Source organism: Actinomadura sp. NPDC048955, from assembly GCF_040649435.1.
Taxonomy (GTDB): Bacteria; Actinomycetota; Actinomycetes; order Streptosporangiales; family Streptosporangiaceae; genus Spirillospora; species Spirillospora luteofluorescens.
Genome location: NZ_JBEZJI010000030.1, coordinates 20,854 through 41,510, shown reverse-complemented (window position 1 = coordinate 41,510; position 20,657 = coordinate 20,854). Strand labels below are relative to the sequence as shown.

Sequence of the window (20,657 nt, the reverse complement as noted above, 5' to 3'; positions counted from 1 at the left end):
CCAGCGGCAGAGATCGCGTAAGGCGGGGTCAGCTCATCCACGCGGCGGGCGCCGGCCCGCCCCGGCCGACGGGCGGGAAGAGGGCGTCCAGCCGGTCGGTCTCCTCCTCGGTCAGGGGCTTGTCCAGCGCCCTGACCGCGCCGTCGACGTGGTCGGGGGTGCGCGGGCCGATGAGCACCCCGGTCACCCCCGGCCTCGCGAGCGTCCAGGCGAGGCCGACCTCGGCGGGGTCCCGCCCGATGTCCGCGCAGAACCGCTCGTAGGCGGCGATGGCGGTCCCGTGCTCTTTCAGCGCGTCGACCGCGCGCCCCTGCGCGGACTTGACCGCGGTCCCCTCCGCCTTCTTGCGCAGCACGCCGCCGAGCAGGCCGCCGTGCAGGGGCGACCAGACCAGCACCCCGAGCCCGAGGGCCGCCGCCGCGGGGATCACCTCCAGCTCCGCGTGCCGGGTGACGAGGTTGTAGACGCACTGTTCCGAGGCGAGCCCCGGGACGCGGCGGCGCGCGGCGGTCTCCTGGGCCAGGGCGATGTCCCATCCGGCGAAGTTGGACGAGCCGACGTGCCGGATCTTGCCCTGGCGGATCAGCAGCTCCATGGCCAGCCAGATCTCGTCCCAGGGGACCGAGCGGTCGACCTGGTGCATCTGGTAGAGGTCGATCCGGTCGGTGTTCAACCGGCGCAGGGAGGCCTCGCACGCGGCGACGATGCGCCGCGCCGACAGGCCGCGGTCGGCCGGGTCGTCGCTCATCGGACTCCCGACCTTGGTGGCCACGACGACCTCGTCCCGGCGGCCCGGGCGCGCCGCCAGCCAGCTCCCGATCACCTCCTCGGTGTGGCCCTTGTAGACGCGCCAGCCGTAGATGTCGGCGGTGTCGACGAGGTTGAGGCCGTTCGCCAGCGCGTGGTCCAGGAGGCGGTGCGCGTCCGCCCCGTCGACGCGGCCGCCGAAGTTCACGGTGCCGAGGCCGAGGCGGCCGATCTCCAGGCCGGTGGAACCCAGCGACGCGCGGAACTCTCCGGGATGGGGCATCGACCGCCTCCTCAGGCTCTCGATCGGCCTTTCACGATACTAGTTATTCAAGTCAGATTCCCCTATGTCGCCTACTATTGCGTTCTACGACGCCGATGCTATCGTTTTCTCAAGTGTAGGACCTTTGGCGGGCATAGGCGGTCCACATGGGCCCGAGGGCGGTGACGGGGAACGCGCGGCTCTGCGGGCGGCACCGGCCTGCCGGCCGGCCTCGACGGATCGTCTGATCCGATCCGCTCTTCGCCTCGACCCGTCGAATCCAGGGTCGCGCGAGATGGGAGAAACGCCCATGGTAACGAAGGCATCCGGCGGGGATGCTGTGGGAGCCGCCGCACCCGACCCGGCATCGGACCGGCCTCGGAAGTTCATCCCGGAACTCGAAGGACTGCGCGGCGCCGTCGTGCTGCTCGTCGTCCTCGGCCACACCGGAGTGGCGACCAGCGTGCAGGGCTGGAGCTACATGCACTCGACCGGCAACGGCGTCTGGGCCATCATGCTGAACCGGGTGGCGGTCGCCTTCCCGATCTGGTTCGTGATGACCGGCTACCTGCTGTACCGCGCGTTCGCGCTGTACACGCTCACCGGCGAACGGAAGCCGAACGTCAAGCGCTACTTCTGGCGCCGGGCGCTGCGGATCCTGCCCGCCTACTGGGTACTGACGATCACCGCTCTCCTCGTGCTCAACCGGGACACCGTCCACGGGGTCTGGGAATGGGTCCGCCCGCTGCTCCTGCTGCAGATCTGGGAGAAGGGCGCCATTCCCATGGGGATGATGCACACCTGGAGCAACGCCAACGATTTCCTGTTCTACCTGGCCATGCCCGCGTTCGCATGGCTCCTCCACCGGTACGCGCGGCGCGCCGAATCCCACGAGGCCCGGGTGAAGCGGCTGCTCGTGCCGCTGGCCGTCCCGGTGTTCATCGGCTTCGGCTTCTTCACCTGGCTCCATTTCCCGCAATTCCGGGACGACCCGATGAAGCTGTGGCCGACGCAGTACTTCTGGCCGATGAGCTACATGGGCTGGCTCTCGGTGGGCATGATGCTGGCCGTGCTGTCCGCCGCCGCGGAGACGCGCCCCGACGCGGTGCCGCGGGTGTACCGCCTGATCGGCCGGCATCCGGCCAAACTCTGGCTGGGGGCGCTGCTCATCTTCGTCCTGGCCTGCCTCTCCCCGCTCGCCGACTACCGCCTGGTCGACTACGTCGCGGCGCCGGCCGCGGCGGCCGACTACTGGCTCTTCCTCGCCTTCTCCGTGGCCGTCTTCGCGCCGCTGACCGTGCCGGGCGTCCGCTTCCGGCTGGCGGGCCTGATGCTGGACAACTCGCTGCTGCGGTTCTTCGGCCGCATCTCCTACAGCGTCTACCTCTGGCACATCTTCGTGTACGCCAAGTTCGTCGGGCCCCTCTTCGCCCCCGAGATCGGCGGCTACTGGGAAGTCCTGGGCGTCGAACTGGCGCTGTGCGTGATGGTCGGCTACGCCAGCTACATCATCGTGGAGAAGCCGTTCCACATGCTGCGGCCGCGCCTGGGCAAGGCGCCGGTCGAGCTGAGCGTCGCCGTCAGCACTCCCGCCGAGGCGCCCGTCCGGGCCGAGGCGATGCGCGCCCCCCGGGACGCGCAGGCCTGATCGACGCCCGCGGCGGGCGGGACGATGCCCCGGCACGTCCCGCCCGCCGCGGGCGTGCCACCACCAGCGAACGCCGAGGAGGCGGGGCGATGAGACTCCTGGTCACCGGGGGCGCCGGTTTCATCGGCTCGGAGTTCGTGCGGGCTACGCTGCGCGGCGAACTGCCGGGCACGGCGGGCGCGCACGTCACCGTACTGGACGCGCTCACGTACTCGGGCAACCCGCAGAACCTGGCCCCCGTCGCCGGGCATCCCCGCTACCGGTTCGTGCACGGCGACACCTGCGATCCGGACGCGGTCGACGCGGCCGTGGCCGGGCAGGACGCGATCGTCCACCTCGCCGCCGAATCGCACGTGGACCGCTCGATCGACACCGCCACCCCCTTCGTGCGCACCAACGTGCTGGGCACGCAGAACATGCTGGAGGCGGCCCAGCGGCACGGCGTCGCCAGGTTCGTGCACGTGTCGACCGACGAGGTCTACGGGTCGATAGCCCGGGGGGCGTGGGCGGAGGACGCTCCGCTGCTGCCCAACGGGCCCTACGCGTCGGCCAAGGCCGGGTCGGACCTGCTGGCGCTGGCCTGGCACCGGACCCGCGGCCTCGAGGTCGTGGTCACGCGGTGCACCAACAACTACGGCCACTACCAGTTCCCCGAGAAGGTGATCCCGCTGTTCGTGACCAACCTGCTCGACGGCGGCCGGGTGCCGCTCTACGGCGACGGCCGCCACCGGCGGGGGTGGCTGCACGTGTCGGACCACTGCCGCGCGCTCGACCTGGTGCTGCGGTCCGGCCGCCCGGGCGAGGTGTACCACGTCGGCGGCGGGAAGGAGCTGTCCAACGAGGACCTGACGGCCCTGCTGCTGGAGGCGTGCGGCGCCGGCTGGGAGAGGGTCGACCACGTCCCCGACCGCCAGGGGCACGACCGCCGGTACGCGCTCGACACCACCAAGATCGAGGAAGGGCTCGGCTTCGTCCCGCGCGTGCGCTTCGAGGACGGGCTGGAGGCGACCGTCGAGTGGTACCGCGCGAACCGGGCCTGGTGGGAGCCGCTGAAGGCCGGGCTCCGGGAGGCGCCGGGGCCGATGCTCAGGTCGCCTCGCTGACCGCCGACATCGTGTAGTCCTCCACCCGGAGCGCGGGCATGGCGGTCCGGGGCGTGGAGTCGTCCCTCTCCCTGGGCAGGGCCTGCTCGGTACGGCCGATCTCCGTCACCCGCCCCAGCAGGTCCACCGGGCTCTCGTTGAAGCGGAAGTTGTTCGCCTCCCCCACCACTTCGCCGTTCTCGACCAGGTGGACGCCGTCGCGGGTGAGCCCGGTGAGCAGCAGGGTCCGGGGATCCACGTCGCGGACGTACCACAGCGAGGTCACCAGGAGCCCACGCCTCGTGGTCGCGACCATCTCGGCGAGCGACCGGCCCTCCCCCTGGCCCTCCAGCACCAGGTTGCCGACCTGCGGCGTGACCGGCAGCCCGGTGAGATCGGCGGAGTGGCGGGTCTGGACCAGACCGGTCAGGACGCCGTCGCGGATCCACTCGGTCGCTGAGAGCGGCAGCCCGTTGTCGAACACCGAGACGGTGTCCGCGAACACCTGCGCGACGTCCGCGGAGCCCCGGGCGGTGACGAACGGCGCGCACCGCAGTCCCGGCTCCTGCGGGTCGCTGCGCAGCGTGAGCGGCGCGCGGGTCAGGCGCTCGCCGATCCGGATCCCGCCGTCCGGGCCGCGGAACACCGTGCGCGCGTCGGCGGCGTCCTTCGCCCCGGCGGCGCGGTACAGCCGCACCATGAGATCGGCGACGCAGGACGGGGACAGCAGCACCTCGTAACGCCCGGCGGGGAGTTCGACGCGCCTGCGTCCCCAGTCGAGCCGCGTGCTGAGCCCCTCGTACATGGGAAGCGGATCGATCTCGCCGAGGTCGGCCGCCCCGGTTCCGGTCCACGTCGAGGCGACGCCGTCCTCCGTCTTGGCGGTCAGGTCCACGACGCCCGCGGTCTGGACGTGCCGCAGCCGGAGCCCGGTGGAGGACGCCAGCCAGGTGGTGTGCCGCCGCTGCTCGGCGTGACCGTACAGGAGGCGGTGCTCCGCGCGGGCCCGCTCGAACGTCGCGGCGAGGCCGGTGGCGAACCGGGCGAGGACGTCGACCGAGGCCGCGGGCGCGGCCTCGGTCCAGTCCGGCGACGCGGGCACGGCGTCGCCGGTCAGCAGGGGGCGCGCGTCGGCGGCGGGCGTCGCCGTGCGCGCGGCGCGTTCGGCCGCCGCCACGACGGCGCGCACCGCGTCCTCGTCCACGGCGCCGCGGTGGGAGACGACGCCGGCGGCGGTGCCCCGCGCGTCCGAACTGACGGCGATCACCGTCAGCCTCGTGTCGGCGGTGAGAGCGCTCGACGTCAGCGCGTTGCCCGCCCACCGCGCGTGCGCGGTGGAGGCCTCGTCGACGATCGCCACGTAGGCGTCGGCGTCCTTGCCGGCCTCGACGGCCAGCTCCGCGAGCGTCACGGCAGCCCCTCCGCACCGGTGTCGATGACCTCGATCCCCGTGAACACGGCCGCGGGGCAGCCGTGGCTGGCGGCGGCCACCTGCATCGGCTGGCCCTTCCCGCACAGGTCGGCGCCGAAGAGCCGGTAGGTGTCCTCGCCGCCGAGCGCGGTCAGCGCCGACCAGAACTCCGTCGTGGAGGCCTGGTAGGCGACCCCGCTCAGCTGGCCGTCCAGCCTGCCGTTGCGGATCCGATGGCATCGCTGGGCGGTCATCTGGAAGTTCTGGCGCCGCATGTCGATGGACCAGCTGTCGGAGCCGGCGAGGTAGATCCCGTTCTCGATCCCCGCGATGAGGCCGGCGGTGGACGGCCCGCCGGGCGCGGGACGGAGCCCGACGTTGGGCATCCGCGGCAGCGGCACGTGCGTCGCGGACTCGGCGAACGAGCAGCCGTTGGAACGTTCGAGGCCCGCCAGGCCCGCGGTGCGCCGGTCGTGCTGGAAGCCGGTGAGCACCCCGTCGCGCACCAGGCTCCACGACTGCGCCGCCACCCCCTCGTCGTCGAAGCCGACCGTCGCGAGGCCGTGCTCGGCCGTGCGGTCCGCGGTGACGTTCATCAGCGGCGAGCCGTACCTGTGCGAGCCGAGCCCGTCCGGGGAGAGGAACGTCGTGCCGGTCGAGGACGCCTCGTGGCCCAGCGCGCGGTCCATCTCCGTGGTGTGGCCGACCGACTCGTGCACGGTCAGCCAGAGGTTGGAGGGGTCGATGACGAGGTCGTAGCGGCCCGGCCGCACCGGGCGGGCGCGGAGCTTGGCGGCGAGGTGCGCGGGCAGCTCGGCCAGCTCGCGCTCCCAGTCCCAGCCGTCGCCGGACAGGTACTCCCAGCCCCGGGCCGTCGGAGGCCCGAGGGTGCGCAGCGTCGCCGCCCCGCCGCCGCGCGGGTCCGACCCCTGCGCGAACAGCAGCGGATGGACCCGGACCCGCTGCTGGGCGGTCACCGTGCCCGCGAGATCGGCGTAGAACTTGTTCTCCTGGACGAGCGTGAGGAAGGCCAGCACGTGGTCGACCTCCGGCGCGGCGAGCAGCCGGCGGCTCCAGCCGGCCATGAGCGCGATGCGCTCCTCCTCGGGCACCTCGAACGGATCGACCCGGTATGAGGAGATCCACGTCGCGGCGGGGTGGACCGGCTCGCCGACCGGCTCACCGGAGCCGCCGCCGATCGCCGAGCACGCGCGGGCCACGGCCACCGCCCGCTCGGCGGCGCCGGCGGCGGCCCGGGGCGTCAGCTCGGCGGCGGCGGCGAAGCCGGGGACGCCCCGATGCCACAGGCGCACGGCCAGCCCCGTGTCCGTGGCGTCCTGTCCGCCGCCGAGGACGCCGTCGCGCAGCAGCAGCCGGGCCGTGCGGACGCGGTCGAGGCGGAAGGACGCGTGCTCGGCTCCGAGCTCGGACGCGCGGGCGAGCGCCGCATCGGCCAGCGCGTGCAGGGGAAGGGCGGAGAACGAGGCGTCCAGACCACGTCGCACGCTGCCTCTCTTTCCACGCCTCCGGCACGTCCTACTAGAAAAACATATTGTCTCGCGATCGAAAAGGCCGACCACCGACACGAAAGCTGGGAGTGAAGCGGGGATCTCCAATCGCCGATCTGGGAGATAACTATAGTTTTTGATAGTATTGCTCTTTGACGCCGTCCGGTCGGAGGGAACCACGTCCGCGACGGGACGACCGGGACCGGTGCGAAGCCGAGGGGACGCGATGGACGATGTCGCGGCTGCTGCCGTGGGGGGCAAGGTCTGTGACGCGGCGACCGCGGCGGCCCTCGTCGGGGACGGGCAGTCCGTGGCGAGCACGGGCGTCATCGGCTGGATCACGCCCGACGCGGTGCTGCGCGCGATCGGCGAGCGCTTCGAGCGGCTCGGCTCCCCCCGGGACCTGACCTTCTTCTTCCCCTGCGCCACGGGCGACGCCATGGACATCGGCGGCATGGACGGCGTGGCCCGCGAGGGGCTGATGCGCCGGATCGTCGCCGGGTCCTACATCAATCCGAGGCACCCGCGCACCGGTACCCGCCCGGCGCTCACGGAGCTGATACGCGACGATCGGATCGAGGCCTACAGCTGGCCGATCGGCGCCGCCATGCACTGGCTGCGGGAGGTCGCCCGGCGGAGCCCGGGGTACCTCACCCGCATCGGCCTCGGCACCTTCGCCGACCCGCGGCACGGCGGGGGCCGCCTCACGGGGCGGGCCAAGGACGACCTGGTGGAGGTCGTCGAGCTGCGCGGCGAGGAGCTCCTGCTCTACCCCACCTGGCCGCTGGACGTGGGGATCATCCGGGCCAGCAGCTCCGACGCCCAGGGCAACCTGTCCTTCGAGGACCTGCCGCTCACCTCTGCCGCCCTCGCCCTCGCGCTCGCCGTCAAGGCGAGCGGCGGCACCGTGATCGCGCAGGTGTCCCGGATCGTGCCGCGCGGCTCCCGGCCCGCGCGCGAGGTGCAGGTGCCCGGCGCGCTGGTCGACCGCGTCGTGGTCGCGGCGGGCGAGCTGATCGGGACGGAGGTGCGCAACGACCCGGGGTACCTGCGGCCGGTGCCGCACCCCGTCGAGCGCCTCCCGCGCCTGCGGCCGGGCCCCGGCAAGGTCATCGCGCGCCGTGTCGCGCGGGAGATCCGCCCGGGCGAGACCACGATCCTCGGGTTCGGCGCCGCGTCGAGCGCGATCCTCGCGATGGCGGAGGACGGCGCCTTCCACGACGGACGGCTGGGCGACTACACCTTCACCACCGAGCACGGCTCCTTCGGCGGCGTCGTCATGGGCGGCTGGCAGTTCTCCGCCAACTACTCCCCCGAGGCGCTGGTCGACGGCACCTACCAGTTCGACTTCATCGACGGCGGCGGCTGCGCGCTCGCCGCGCTCTCCTTCGCCCAGCTCGACGCCGCCGGGAACGTCAACGTCAGCCGCTTCGCGGGCACGAGCCCGGGCGGCGGCGGATTCGTCGACATCGCGCACAACGCGCGGCGGATCGTCCTCGGAGGCACCCTCACCACCAAGGGCCTCGACGTCTCCTGCGACGGCGGGCGGCTCGACATCCTGCGGGAAGGCGAGATCCAGAAGCTCGTGCCCGAGGTCGACCACATCACCTACGCGGTCCGCGCCGGTCTGGAGCGCGGCCAGCGGGCCATCGTCGTCACCGAACGCGCCGTGTTCGAGATGACCGCCGAAGGACTCGTGCTGACGGAGGTGGCGCCCGGCGTCGACGTCCGGCGGGACGTCCTGGGGCAGATCGGGTTCCCGGTCCGCACCGCCGCCGGCATCACCACCATGCCCTCCGAGCTGTTCCGTCCCTAGCCGCGCACCGGGGAGATCGATGAACCGAATGGTCACGCCTGACGAACCGCACGGCCGACGCTCCGGGGACCCCGCACGGCGGCGCCACGACGCGGGACCCGTGTCGGCGGCGGCGGACGAGGCCGTCCCCGCGCTGTGGGCGATGGCCCAGCTCGCGACCCCGATGGCGGTGCGGGTGGCGGCGACGCTGCGCATCGCCGACCACATCGCGTCCGGGCTGCGGACCGTGCCCGAACTGGCGGAGGCCGCCGGCGCCGACGCCGACGGGCTCGCCCGGCTGATGCGCTACCTCGCGGTGCGCGGCGTGCTGAGCCGGGACGACTCCGGCCGGTACGCGCTGACCGCGCTGGGCGAGCCGCTGCGCGACGACCACCCGGGCGGCCTGCGCGCCTGCCTCGACGTCGAGGAGGGCGGCCGGGCCGAGCTGTGCTACGTCGAACTGCTGCACAGCGTGCGCACGGGCGAGCCCGCCTATCCGCGGCGCTTCGGCCTGTCCTTCTGGGACGACCTGGCCGCCGAGCCCCGCCACGAGGCCGCCTTCCGCGCCGTGCTGCGCCCGGGCGGCGCGGACCGGGCGCGCCGGATCGCGTCGGCCTACGACTGGGCGTCCCTCGGCCGCGTGGTGGACGTCGGCGGCGGGGACGGCACGCTGCTGGCCGCGCTGCTCACCGCGCATCCAGGACTGCGAGGCGTGCTCGTCGAGCGGCCCCCCGCCACCGACGCGGCGCGAAAGGCGCTGGCCGCGGCGGGCGTCGCCGACCGCGCCGAGGTCGAGGCGGGCGACATGTTCGGCCCGCTCCCGCCGGGCGCCGGCGGTTACGTCCTGTCCCTGGTCGTCCACAACTGGGCCGACGACCCCGCGCGCGCCGTCCTGGCCCGCTGCGCGGAGGCGGCGGGCACGGACGGCTCGGTGTTCGTCGTGGAGAACGTCGGTCCGGACGGTTCCGGGCCGACCGGGCTGGACCTGCGGATGCTCGCCTACTGCGGCGGGAAGGTGCGGTCGCTGCCGGAGCTGTCCGCGCTCGCCGCCGAGGCCGGGCTCGGCGTCGCCGCCGTCCACCCCGCGGGAGCGGTGTCGATCGTCGAGCTCCACCCCGGCAGGTGACCGCCGCCGCGACGCGGCGACCACGAGGAATCTCGCGGAAGGGACGAGGCAATGGCGACGGGCACGATGCGGCCGCGCGAGGCGCTCGCGGCGCTGACGGGCGAGGGGCTCCGGGATCCGTATCCCCTGTACGAGGAGATGCGGGCGCACGGCGACCTGGTGCGGATCAAACCGGGGGTGATGGCCGCCGTCGGGTACGACGAGTGCGACCGGGTGCTGCGGGACCCGCGGCTGCGCGTCCAGGACGGGGACAGCTTCGACCTCTTCTACCCGGCGTGGCGGGCGCACTCCTCGCTGCGCGCGTACACCGACTCCATGCTCTACAGCAATCCCCCGGCGCACACCCGCCTGCGGCGGCTGCTGCGGGGAGAGTTCACGCCCCGGCGGGTGGCGGGCTACGAGACGGCGATCGAGCAGATCACCGACCGGCTCCTGGACTCGCTGGCGGAGGAGGGTGCGGGCGGCGCGCCGGTCGACTTCATCGCCGGGTTCGCCTCGCGGCTCCCGATCGCGGTGATCAGCGGGCTGCTCGGGGTGCCCGAGCGCGACCAGGCGTGGTTCCGGTCCATCGCGGCCGACGTGACGACCGCCCTGGAGGGGATCACGAACGCCTCCAAGCTCGCCCCGGCGGACGCGGCCATGGACGACCTGGCCGTGTACTTCGACGAGCTGATCGAGCGCCGCCGCGGCTGCCCCGAGGCGGACCTCGTCAGCTCCCTGGTCCGGGTGCACGACGACGGGGGCGGGCTCGAACGCGACGAGCTGGTGGGCAACATGATGCTGCTCCTGACGGCCGGGTTCGAGACGACGAACTTCTTCATGGCGCACGCGCTGCTCCTGTCCTTCGAGCATCCCCACCTGGCCGGCCGTCTGCGCGCCGAACCCGGCTTCGCCTCCGCCTACGCGGAGGAGGTGCTGCGGTTCGAGCCGCCGGTGCAGGCGACCAGCCGCTGGGCCGGGGCCGACGTGGAACTGCTGGGGACGACCGTCCCCGCGGGCACGAAGGTCGTCGCCATCCTGGCGGCCGGCAACCGGGACCCCCGGCGCTTCCACCGTCCCGACCGCTTCGACCCGGACCGCCCCTACACCGCGCCGCTCACCTTCGGCGCGGGCGGCCACTTCTGCCTCGGGGCGCCGCTGTCGCGCCTGGAGGCGCGGATCGCGCTCCCCCGGCTGCTGCGCCGCTTCCCCCGCATCCGGCCCGCCGGAGAGCCCGTCCGCCGCGACTCGTGGGTGGGACGCGGCATCGACCACTTCCCGATCGCGATCGACTAGACGCTCAGCGAGCAGTACCCGGTCGCAATTTGGAGCTACGGCCTCGTCCAGGTGGCTTCGCATGCAGTGAGGCGTAGCAATCGGAACCCGACGGCGTCGCCCAGTCCGGGCTGCTTCTCAAGGCGCATGAGCAGCTGCGCGAGCGCTTCGATCCAGCGGCTGCCGGGAAGGCCGCCCGCGTCGGCAACGTCGAGTCCTGCGGGCTCGATGATCGACCGGACCGCCTGCTTGGCGCGGGGATCGTCTCCGGCGATGGGGACCGTCAGGGTGACGCCGTTGTGCGCGACGCCGGCGAGCTGCCGTGCGGAAAGGCAGTTGAACGCCTTGACCACCGAGCCGCCGGGCAGCAGGCGGGCGATCAGCTCGGCGGCGGAGCCGTGGCCGAGCAGGTCGTGGCCGCACGGGTTGGACATGTCGATGACCGGTTTGCCGACCACGTGGGCGCGGATGCGCGGTGCGATCTCGGCCTGGATGGCGGCGAGGGGGCTGGCCAGGGCCACGATGTCGGCCTCGCGGGCCACCCGCTCCAGGCCGCCGGCCCCGGCGCCCGGCAGCCGTTCGGCGAGACCGCTCGCGGACCGGCCGTCCCGGCTGGCCAGCAGGACCGGCCGCCGCTGGGCCGCGAAGGTCTCCGCGAGCGCCGTGCCCATCCGCCCGCAGCCGACGATGCCGATGACCGGCGCGCGGGCCTCCGCGCCCGCGGCGGGTTCGCGGAACCTCATCGCGGCGACGTCTCCGGACGCGGGCGGCCGGCTCCCCGCGGATCCGGCGCGTAGGCGTCGAGGGCCGTCCGGAGCTCGCCCGGGACCTCGACGGTGGTCAGGCCGTCCTCCGCTCTCAGCGTGCACGAGACGGTCTGCTCGCCGCGCGCCACGAGCTGGGCCGGCCCATCGGTGAGCCGGTAGTACTCGAAACCCATGGTGATCTGCGAGAAGTCCATTCCTACGAGGGACATCCGCACCGACACGGTGTCGAGCGCATAAAGCTCGGAGAAGAACTCGCACGAGCACGACGAGGTGACGAGCGCGAGGTCGCCGTTCAGGCGAGCCACGGTCTTCGGCGCCTTCTCCGCGAGGAACAGCTCCCGGCACGTCCCCTGCCAGGACAGGTAGTTCGTGAAGTAGACGTTCCCCACGAGGTTGGTGTCGGCGAACGTCACCCGGTGCCGGTATTCGAAGTACGCCCTCACGAGGCCCCCTTGACGGGGATCGCCATCGCCACCGGCCCGGCTTCGCCTTCGACGGAAAGGACCACGGACACGATGTCCGCGCCCCCGGTCTGAAGGACCACCCATCCGTTCTCGTAGACCCCTTGAACGGTGAGCCCGGGCGGGCCCGCCGGCCCGGACAGGCATGCGCCGACCGTCTGGAGGCGGGTCCGGATCTGCTGTTCCGGCTCGCCGGCGAGGCGGCCGAGCCGGTCGGCGAGACCGGTCCAGTGCGCGGGAGGCTCCGGCGCCGGATCGGAGGTCCACGCGCACGCGACGGGCTCCCCGTCCACCAGCACGGCCCAGGGCCCGCCGGAGGTGTACTCGCGGTCCGGCCCGGCGGCCTCGACGGCCAACCGGAGGTCGCGCTCCGGGAGCAGGGCGTCGAGCGTGCGCTGCAGGTAGGGCCCGACGACAACCGGGTGCAAGGTCGTGACCGGTAGCGGGCCGACGTCGCGGAGACGAAGCCCGCTCCAGCTCACGACCGGCCGGCCGGAGCCGTCGCGCACGACCACGTCGTAGGTGTAGTCGGCGCCGGAGTGCTCGCGCTCGACCGCGGCGAGCGTCAGCTCGCCCTCTCCGGCCCCGCTCCGGTGGACGGCGAACCGCGCGCACCCGACCGGCAGCAGCCGCCGATGCGGGACGCACCCCTGGAGGACGTGGATCGAGGCGTCATTGCGGGCGGGGTCACCGAACAGGAGGTCCGTCGGGAGGCCCTCCCCGAACCGCCAGGGCCTGTCGCCGTCCAGCACCGCCGTGCACGCGGTGGCCTCCAGGTGGAGGTAACGGCGGAGCCTGCGGAAGCGCCGGCCGTGGAAGAACAGCGGCCCGTACATGTCGTCGCCGGTGTGGGCCGGCACCGGCGCCGTCCCGGCCGGGATCTCCGGGGGCCCGGAGTCCGCCGAGGCGACCGTCCCGGTGAAGTGATCGACGGCGAAGCCCGTCTCGTCGCTGCGCACCGCGACGTCCACGTCCCCGTCCTCGCGGACGAGCGCGCATACACGGACGGTGCGGGTCCCGTGCTCGGGGACGACCACGGGACGGTCGAAGCGGGAGTCCGCCACTCCCGCCACGGGACGGCCGGTCAGCGCGGCCGCCGCCTGGGCCATCGCTTCGAGCACGCACACCGCGGGCAGCACGGCCACACCGTCGATGCGGTGGTCGTCGAGGTAGGGGTCGGCGGACAGGCTCAGCTCGGCCTCGGCCACCAGTTCGACGCCCGGGGTCCACGCGCGCACCCGCCGCAGGAAGCGGTGCCCGTCCAGGGCCTCCTCCCCGGCGCGGCCGAGCTGCGGCAGCCGTCCGCTGATCACCATGGAGTGCGACGGCGGCCGCGCCTCGGCCGCCCGGGCGAGGAGCTCGGTCCCGCGGTCGGGCGCGACCGGCGCCACGCCGGCGCGGGCGAGGTCGTCCAGCACCTTGAGGCGCTCGCCCATGCCGACTCCCGACCAGACCGTCCAGTCGAGGTTGGCGACCCGGCAGTCCGGCAGGTCCCGGGCGAGGGTCCGGACCAGCTCCCGCATGCGGCCGTTGGCCAGGGCGTAGTGCGCCTCCCCGGCAAGGCCGAAACGGCCGATCACGGAGCCGAAGGTGAGCAGCAGCCGCAGGCCCCCGGCGTCGACGGCGCCCAGGAGCGCACGGAGCCCGTGGTGCTTGGGCGCCGCGTGCTCGGCCCAGGCGGCGCCGATCTCGCCGAACCGCGCCGGGCGGTTCAGGCCGCTGGCATGGATCACTCCTCTGACCGGTCCGAGCCGGTCGACGATCGCGGCGACGCCGCGGTGGAGCGACTCCGGGTCGGTGACGTCCGCGGGCTGGTAGCAGAACTCGACGCCGACCTCCCGCAGCCGGGCGAGGTTGTCACGCAGCTCGGCGTCGCCGTCGGGCCCGCTGCGCCCGATGAGTCCCAGCCGCACTCCCCAGCGCCGCGCCAGGAAGCACGCGCCCGCGAACCCGATGCCCTTCCCGCCCCCGGTCACCACGAGCACGTCCCCGGCGGACAGCGGAGGCGCGGCGTCCGGCGCCCGTCCGGTCTGCGCGGGACCGGCGGCCCGGTACGCGGGGGTGCCGATGCGTCCGTCCTCGTCCACGACGATCTCGGAATGGCCCTGCCACGAGACCGCGAGCAGGGCGCCGATCGCGTCCGCGGGGGCGGCCTCCAGGACCCGGATCCAGCGGACCGGCAGGGAGGGGTACTCGGCGGCGATGGTGCCCGCGAAACCCGACGCCGTGTCCCCCGAGTCCACGACGGTGAACGGCGCCCCGGTGTCCACCGCGAGGTGGGCCGCTTCGAGCAGCGCGTCGATCGCGCGGTCGTCAGGGTCCTCGGGGAGGAACGCGACGACCGCCGAGCGAGCGTCCTGCTCGGGGAGGGCGGTCAGGCGCGGCTCGACGAGCGCGCGGAGCCGCCCGCCGCCGAAGACGCGCCAGGTGCAGGACGCGGGCTCCGCGTCCAGCTCGACGGGACGGGTGAACTCGACCAGCACGCGATGCCATTCGCGGACGCCCTCGGGCGGCCCCTGCGAACCGGTCTCGCCTTCCGCGGCGGGCAGCTCCTCGATCGCCTGGACGAACGCGCCGACCGTGGCCTCGGCGAACAGCGGCGGGGCGGCCGGCACGGCCCGGCGGGTCCGCTCGGCGGCCTCGGCGGCGAGCTGGACGACGCGAAGGGAGTTGAGGTGGAGGTCGCCGAGGAGCCGGTCCCCGTCGCCGATCACATCGGGGGGAAGCTCCAGCGCCTCGGCGATGAGCCCGCGTACCACGGAGGGCACGTCGGCGTCCGCTCCGGGCGGCGCTTCCGCCGCCGGCGCCGCGGCGGTGGCGGGGCCGGCCGGGGCCGCGGCGTCCGGCGCGGGACGGCCGGACCGGCCGTCGAGGCCATCGAGGCCGTCGGCCGGGGCGCTCTCGCAGGGATTGGCGAGGAACTCCGGATCCCGCCAGAGGTCGAACGGGCGGTGGAAGCGCTCGGCGAAGAGCGCCGTGAGGTCGGAGACGGCGCCGGCGGCGAACAGCGCGGCGGTGGCGTCGCCGAGCGCGGCCGCCGACCCGGCGCCCGCGTCGAGCGTGCGGACCGGCACGTCCGTGACCGACTGGGCCATCGCCGTGATGGTGTGGCCGGGGCCGGCCTCGACGAGCAGGTCGCAGTCGGCGGCCAGGAGCTCCAGCGCCTCGCGGAACCGCACGGGCGCGGTGAGCTGCCGGGCGAGCAGCGCGCGGACGTCGTCGGCCGCGGTCAGTTCGCGGCCGGTGATCGTGGAGTAGACACGGCCGGGCAGTCCGGCCACCTCCAGATCGGCGAGGTGGCGCGCGAGCACCGGCTCGGCGGCGGCGACCGCCGGGGAGTGGAAGGCGTGGCTGACCCGCAGCCTTCCGGCGGTGATCCCCTTCGCGCGGGCCCGCTTGACGACGCGGTCGACCTCGGTGAGGGGGCCGGCGACGACCTGGACGGCGCCGTTGTCGGCGGCGATCACGAGGTCGGCGTCGTCGATGAGCTCGGTGACCGCGCCGGGCGGCGCGGCGAGGGAGGCCATCCCGGTACCCGCCTCGGAGTGGTCGGCCATGATGCGGCCGCGCCTGGTCACCAGGTGCAGGGCGTCCCGGCGGCTCAGCGCGCCGGCCCAGTGCAGGGCGGTGATCTCACCGAGGCTGTGCCCGACCGCCGCGGCCGCCGCGACCCCGAGCCGGTCGAGCCAGTGCAGCGCCGCCGTGGAGGCGCGGAAGACCGCGGGCTGGGCGACGGCGGTGTCGACCGGGTCCTCCGGGAGCCCTTCCTCGAAGTACTCCCCCGTCTCGGGAAGGACCACGCCGAGGGCCCCGGCGCGGTCCCGGACGGGCGCGCCCTGCCCCGGGAACAGCAGCCCGACCCGGCCCGGGGCGCCACGGCCGACGTAGACGCCGGGCCGGGCGGCGAATCCCCGCGCGCCGAGCCCGGCGAGGAGCTCGCCGGCGCGTTCCGCGCGCGCGGACAGCTCCGCGGGGTCCCGGGCGACGATGGCGGCGCGCACCGGCGCGTCACCGTGCGCGCGCTCCGCGAGGGCGGCGGCCAGGTCGGCGTGCTCGGCGAACGACATCGTCGCCGCCCGCGCCGCCACCCGCTCCAGGACGGCGGCGAGTTCGGCGTCCGTGTCGGCGGAGAGGGCGAAGACCTCGCAGTCGAGCGGCTCGCGCGCGACCCGGCGGTCCCGGGTCGCCAGCCGCGCCGTGGTGCGGCGGACGTCCGCGGCCTCCAGGACGACGTGGGTGTTGATGCCGCCGAAGCCCATCGCGCTGACGCCGGCCCGCAGCGGGGCGTCCGGCCAGGGCTCGGCCTCGCGGACGACACGCAGCGGCGCGCCGGGCTCGCACAGGAGCGGGTGGGGCTCGTCGCATCCGGTGGTCGGCGGGATCACCTGGCGCCGCAGCGCCAGCGCCGCTTTGATCAGCCCGGCGGCGCCGGCGGCCGCCTTCGTGTGCCCGATGTTGGCCTTGATGGAGCCGAGCGCCGCCGGCCGCGGCCTCCGCCGGCCGTCGTGGATCTCGGAGAGGGCGTGCAGTTCGGCGCGGTCGCCGACCTCGGTGCCGGTGCCGTGGCCCTCGAACAGCGCCACCGTCTCCGGTCCGAAGCCCGCGCGCGCGTAGGCGCGCTCCAGCGCGAGCCGCTGCCCGGACACGTCCGGCCGGGTCAGTCCGCCGTTGCCGTCCGAGGACATCCCCCAGCCCTTGATGAGGGCGATCGGCCGCCGCCCGGCGGCGGCCGCGTCCCCGGCGCGCATCAGGGCGACCATCGAGCAGCCCTCGCCGGGCAGGAAGCCGGTGGGCCGGGCGTCGTACACCCGCATCGCCGAGCCGGCCAGCGCGCCGAGCCGGGAGAACCCGACCAGCTCGAACGGGTCGAGGCTGAGGTCGACGCCGCCCGCGAGCGCGAAGTCGAGATCGCCGTCGCGCAGGTAGGTGCAGGCCGTGATGACGGCGAGCAGGGACGAGGAGCAGGCGCCGTCGACCGTGTAGCCCGCGCCGCGGAAGTCGAAGTGGTTGCACACCCGGCCCGCGATGGCGTTGGCCAGGCCGCCGACGAGGCTCTCGTCGTTGGGTTCGGCGAACGGCTCCTTGTAGGACGCCTCGACCTCCCGCAGGAGGCCGCCGAGCTCCTCGGCCTCCCAGCCGCGCGCGGCGAGCGCCGAGACCAGGTTCCTGCGGACGTAGGGCCAGCGCAGCCGCATGAGAGCCGCCCGGCTGAACTCGCCGGTCAGGGTGTTCCCGAGGATCACGCCGGCGCGCCGGCGGTCCAGCCCGCGCCCCTCGGGGTGGCCCGCGGAGGTCAGCGTGTCCCCGGCGACGTCCAGGGCGAGCCAGTGCGCGAGGTCGGTCACCCGGTACGCCGGCCCGGGCACGCGGTGGCGCGAGCGGTCGAAGGACCAGCCGTCGAGGACCGCCGCGTACCGCAGATCGGTCGTGTCGGGTCCCCCCGCCGGGTCGCCGTAGTCGCCGAGGTCGAGGCGCTCGCGCGGGAGCGGCCGGAACGCCCGCCGCCGCGCCATCACCGTCTCCCAGAGCTGCTCCGGGGTGGCGGCGTCGGGGTGGCGGCACCCGAGGCCGACGACGGCGATCACGTCGCTCGCGACGGTCACTTCGCCTCCTCGCCGGTCGCCAGCACGCCCCCGCGGGCGGGCGCCGGGCGGGGCACGGACCGCGGCTCGGATCCGGGGCCGGCCCCGGACTCGGCCGCGGACTCGGATCCGGGCGCCGCCGGGCGCGCGGTGGCGCGCTGCCGCACGTCCATGATCGCCAGGGCGGCGCCGCGCAGCACGCACACGATGACGAGCGCGAAGAACAGTCCGTACACCACGTGGAGGTGGACCAGGAGTGCGTACACGAGGGCGGTCGACGCGCCGAAGAGGACCTGGTTGCGCGGCCGCACCGGCGTGGTCCCCGGGTCCGTGATCATGTAGTTGGTGAACAGGACGAACGCCACGCCGGTCATCGCCAGCAGCGCGCTGAGCGTCGCCGTGCCCTCGATGGGGGTCCGGACCAGCGCCTGGAGCGCGAAGACGCCGACCCAGCCGAGGATCAGGGGCATCTTCCTGGTGAGCTTGGCGTTCAGCATCGTCCCGGCCGCGAGGATGAGCGCCGGGATCGCCACGTCGAGCGGTCCGCCGACCCACTCGGTGAACTGGTACGGAGGCGCGATCCCGACCCAGGGGAACAGCACGAGGACCACCGCGATGCCGAAGTTGGAGGGGTTCAGCACGTGCCGCGGCCGTCCGCCGATCCGGACCCTGACCAGATACTTCGAGGCGACGGCCACGATGACCGCGAAGACGACCGGGCCCAGCCGCGCGTTGGCGTAGAGGAGCATCGCGCAGGCCAGCGCGGTGATGTGGGCCGGCATCAGGAAGTTCACGAAGGCGACCGGCCCGCCCGCGTACTTCACCGGCCGCCGCGTCGCCCAGGCGTCCAGGGTCTCCAGCCCCAGCTCCATGACGTACGCGACGGCCATCGCGGCGAGCGGCGTCGCCCATGACGGCTCGAACCCGAGGACCGTGTGCCCGAGGATGTTGAAGACCGTGATCGAGATCGCGAACCGGCGCAGCGCGACGATCCGCGGATCCTTGGCGGGCCTGGCCGGGGCGGCGGGCGCCGGGCCGGTCGTGGTTTCCGCGTTCGCCGAGTTCACGAGTCCATCTCCCTGATCGAACCGTCGGGGCCGAGCAGCATGCTGTGCCAGCCCGGAGTCGCCTGGACCTTGCCGGTGTGCCGGTTGCCGCAGGAGTCGCGCCAGGTGACCGTGACGGGGACCGGCGCCGCGGCCCCGTCCAGCGCGAACAGCAGCTCCGGCGAGGAGACGCCGGCATGGCCGTTGGCCGGATAGACCTGGCCCGTCCGCTGGCCCTTGGCTCCGGAGTCCAGGACGACCTTCGCGCCGACCGCCGGCACCCCGGCCGAGCCGGCCGGCAGCGGCGCGGCGGAACCGCCGGGCCGCGCGCCGCATGCCTCGGACGGGCGGAGGAGCCTCAGCCCGAGATAGGGCCGCTGCGCACTGCGGACGTTGCGGTAGAGGTGCGACTGACCCCACTGGTTCGCGACGGCGAAGTCGAGCCGCCCGTCGTGGTCCACGTCCGCGAGCGCGATGCCCCGCGACACCCCGCGGTCGCCGACACCGAGCCGGCCGGCGACGTCGTGGTACCGGCCGTCCGAGCCGCGCACGAAGAACCGGTTGGGGTTCCTGCCGGAGATGTCGTCCTTCTTCTGCACGTTGGGCCACAGGCGCGGGTGCGCCAGGACCTCGTCGTTGGACATCGCCAGCTCCTGCAACTGCGCCCAGCGGTTGTCCTTGCCCTCGACGAAGCCGGTGGCCTGGATGATCTGGTCGCGCCCCTCGCCCGCGAAGTCGCCGGCCTTGATGTCCCAGCCCCAGCCCGAACGGGACAGCCCCAGCCGCTCGCTGTGATCGTCGTAGTACGCGGGGCCGTCCGGCCCCACGACCTTCTCGCGGGTGCTCACCCAGGCGAAGTTGCTCTCCAGGAGCCCGTACTCCTGGGTGATGTTGCTGACCAGGATGTCGGGCACGCCGTCGGCGTTGATGTCGGAGAACCCCACGCCCATGCCCTTGAAGGAGTCCCTGCCCAGCTGCATCGACTTCGGCGTGGTGAGGTGGCGCACGCCCTTGAGGAGGCGGAGCTTGATCTTCCCCGGCCGGGACTCGTTGTAGAGCAGGCGGTCCGGGCCGAAGTCGTTGGCGTAGTACAGCTCCGGCAGGCCGTCGCCGTCGAGGTCCTGCGCCCCGATCGCCAGCGTCCAGCCCCTGGCGACCTCGTCGGAGAAGGGACGGCGCTCCTCGCCGTAGACGGCCGAAGGACGGTCGCCGCCCTGCGCGGACCGGAACCGCAGGACCCGGTTGACCCCGCCGTTGACGCCCGCGGACATCGAGCCCTGCATCTGCAGTTCGCTCTGGCGCGCCGTCGGGTCGAGGACCCGTGCCCGGTCCGGGAAGTAGTTCCCGACCAGGATGTCGGTGTGGCCGTCACCGTCCAGATCGGCAAGCGACACGGCGTTGGTGTTCCACACCTTGTAGGGGCGCACCAGCTCCTGCGCCGCGAAGGCGTCGCTCTTGCCGAGCGCCGCCGGGGTGCGCAGGAACAGCACCGGCGAACGGCCCCAGTAGTAGACGAGGACGTCCATGCGGCCGTCCTCGTTGTAGTCGCCGGGCACGCATCCCATCGGCGCCATCGTCCTGTCGTACGGCAGGCCGTGCGGAGCGAGGCTCGTCGCGGGGAACCGCGCCCCGGTGCCCGGCGCAGGGGTCAGCATGACGCTGTCATCGCGCGGATCCACCAGGCAGACGTCGTCGGCCCGGCCGCCGCCGTCGATGTCGGCGAGCGCCACCGCGGCGCCGACCGAGGAGATCCAGTGGTCGATCCCCTTGTAGGCGGGGGCGACCGTGCGTATGTCGCGGGGCGAGGCCGTGCCGTTCAGCGGCTGCCGCTGGAAGGCGAACCGGCTCGCCAGCCGTTCGTTCTCCGCCCGCGCCACCGACGGAAGCCGGGCGTTGTACCAGCCCGCCACGATGAGCAGCGCCGCGCAGATCGGGGCCAGCCACACCCGAATCCTTCTGGTCATGCCC

General features: G+C 74.0%; 13 protein-coding genes. 5 read left to right on the top strand and 8 right to left on the bottom strand.

Translation table 11 applies throughout. From position 1 onward, the window contains the following. Window positions 1-28: 28 nt before the first annotated feature. Entirely contained in the window at window positions 29-1,030 is a 1,002-nt protein-coding gene (locus tag AB0C84_RS26250) for an aldo/keto reductase (protein ID WP_179848710.1), read from the bottom strand. 289 nt (window positions 1,031-1,319) lie between these two features. Here AB0C84_RS26250 and AB0C84_RS26245 point away from each other — a divergent pair, with 289 nt between their 5' ends. Continuing rightward, window positions 1,320-2,657, top strand: coding sequence for an acyltransferase (locus tag AB0C84_RS26245; protein ID WP_361071256.1), 1,338 nt, complete (start codon window positions 1,320-1,322; stop codon window positions 2,655-2,657). A gap of 89 nt (window positions 2,658-2,746) precedes the next feature. After that, window positions 2,747-3,760 carry a dTDP-glucose 4,6-dehydratase gene (rfbB, locus tag AB0C84_RS26240; protein ID WP_361071253.1) on the top strand — a complete coding sequence of 338 codons (1,014 nt, stop codon included), beginning with the start codon at window positions 2,747-2,749 and terminating at the stop codon, window positions 3,758-3,760. On the opposite strand, the gene AB0C84_RS26235 is transcribed toward rfbB, so the two are convergent. Further along, window positions 3,744-5,150 carry a metallopeptidase TldD-related protein gene (locus tag AB0C84_RS26235; protein ID WP_361071250.1) on the bottom strand — a complete coding sequence of 469 codons (1,407 nt, stop codon included), beginning with the start codon at window positions 5,148-5,150 and terminating at the stop codon, window positions 3,744-3,746. The two genes, rfbB and AB0C84_RS26235, sit on opposite strands and share 17 nt — an antisense overlap. After that, window positions 5,147-6,655: a TldD/PmbA family protein gene (locus AB0C84_RS26230; RefSeq protein ID WP_361071247.1), complete on the bottom strand. Its 1,509-nt coding sequence runs from the start codon at window positions 6,653-6,655 to the stop codon at window positions 5,147-5,149. The genes AB0C84_RS26235 and AB0C84_RS26230 overlap by 4 nt, the downstream gene beginning before the upstream one ends. 229 nt (window positions 6,656-6,884) lie before the next feature. Between AB0C84_RS26230 and AB0C84_RS26225 the strand changes: the two genes are divergently transcribed. From AB0C84_RS26225 to AB0C84_RS26215, 3 genes are read left to right on the top strand one after another with little or no spacing between them, the layout of a single operon-like run. After that, the gene (locus AB0C84_RS26225; protein ID WP_361071244.1) at window positions 6,885-8,474 is read left to right on the top strand and encodes a CoA-transferase; all 1,590 of its coding nucleotides are present in this window, start codon (window positions 6,885-6,887) and stop codon (window positions 8,472-8,474) included. Window positions 8,475-8,493: 19 nt separating this feature from the next. Next, the gene (locus tag AB0C84_RS26220) at window positions 8,494-9,579 is read left to right on the top strand and encodes a methyltransferase (RefSeq protein WP_258943014.1); all 1,086 of its coding nucleotides are present in this window, start codon (window positions 8,494-8,496) and stop codon (window positions 9,577-9,579) included. 51 nt (window positions 9,580-9,630) lie between these two features. Then, window positions 9,631-10,854 carry a cytochrome P450 gene (locus tag AB0C84_RS26215; protein WP_361071240.1) on the top strand — a complete coding sequence of 408 codons (1,224 nt, stop codon included), beginning with the start codon at window positions 9,631-9,633 and terminating at the stop codon, window positions 10,852-10,854. A gap of 35 nt (window positions 10,855-10,889) precedes the next feature. On the opposite strand, the gene AB0C84_RS26210 is transcribed toward AB0C84_RS26215, so the two are convergent. Genes AB0C84_RS26210 through AB0C84_RS26190 form a run of 5 tightly spaced genes read right to left on the bottom strand, consistent with a single transcriptional unit; the run spans window position 10,890 to window position 20,653 of the window. Further along, window positions 10,890-11,576 carry an NAD(P)-binding domain-containing protein gene (locus tag AB0C84_RS26210; RefSeq protein ID WP_361071237.1) on the bottom strand — a complete coding sequence of 229 codons (687 nt, stop codon included), beginning with the start codon at window positions 11,574-11,576 and terminating at the stop codon, window positions 10,890-10,892. Next, complete coding sequence (locus tag AB0C84_RS26205) at window positions 11,573-12,043, bottom strand: acyl-CoA thioesterase (RefSeq protein WP_361071234.1); 471 nt, start codon at window positions 12,041-12,043, stop codon at window positions 11,573-11,575. The genes AB0C84_RS26210 and AB0C84_RS26205 overlap by 4 nt, the downstream gene beginning before the upstream one ends. Continuing rightward, window positions 12,040-17,664: an SDR family NAD(P)-dependent oxidoreductase gene (locus AB0C84_RS26200; RefSeq protein WP_361071231.1), complete on the bottom strand. Its 5,625-nt coding sequence runs from the start codon at window positions 17,662-17,664 to the stop codon at window positions 12,040-12,042. Before AB0C84_RS26200 ends, AB0C84_RS26205 begins: the two co-directional genes overlap by 4 nt. Next, the gene (locus AB0C84_RS26195) at window positions 17,661-18,710 is read right to left on the bottom strand and encodes an enediyne biosynthesis protein UnbU (protein ID WP_361071228.1); all 1,050 of its coding nucleotides are present in this window, start codon (window positions 18,708-18,710) and stop codon (window positions 17,661-17,663) included. Before AB0C84_RS26195 ends, AB0C84_RS26200 begins: the two co-directional genes overlap by 4 nt. After that, a complete protein-coding gene (locus AB0C84_RS26190; protein WP_361071225.1) occupies window positions 18,707-20,653 on the bottom strand; it encodes a VCBS repeat-containing protein in 1,947 nt (648 codons plus the stop codon). Before AB0C84_RS26190 ends, AB0C84_RS26195 begins: the two co-directional genes overlap by 4 nt. Between the last annotated feature and the right edge of the window lie 4 nt (window positions 20,654-20,657).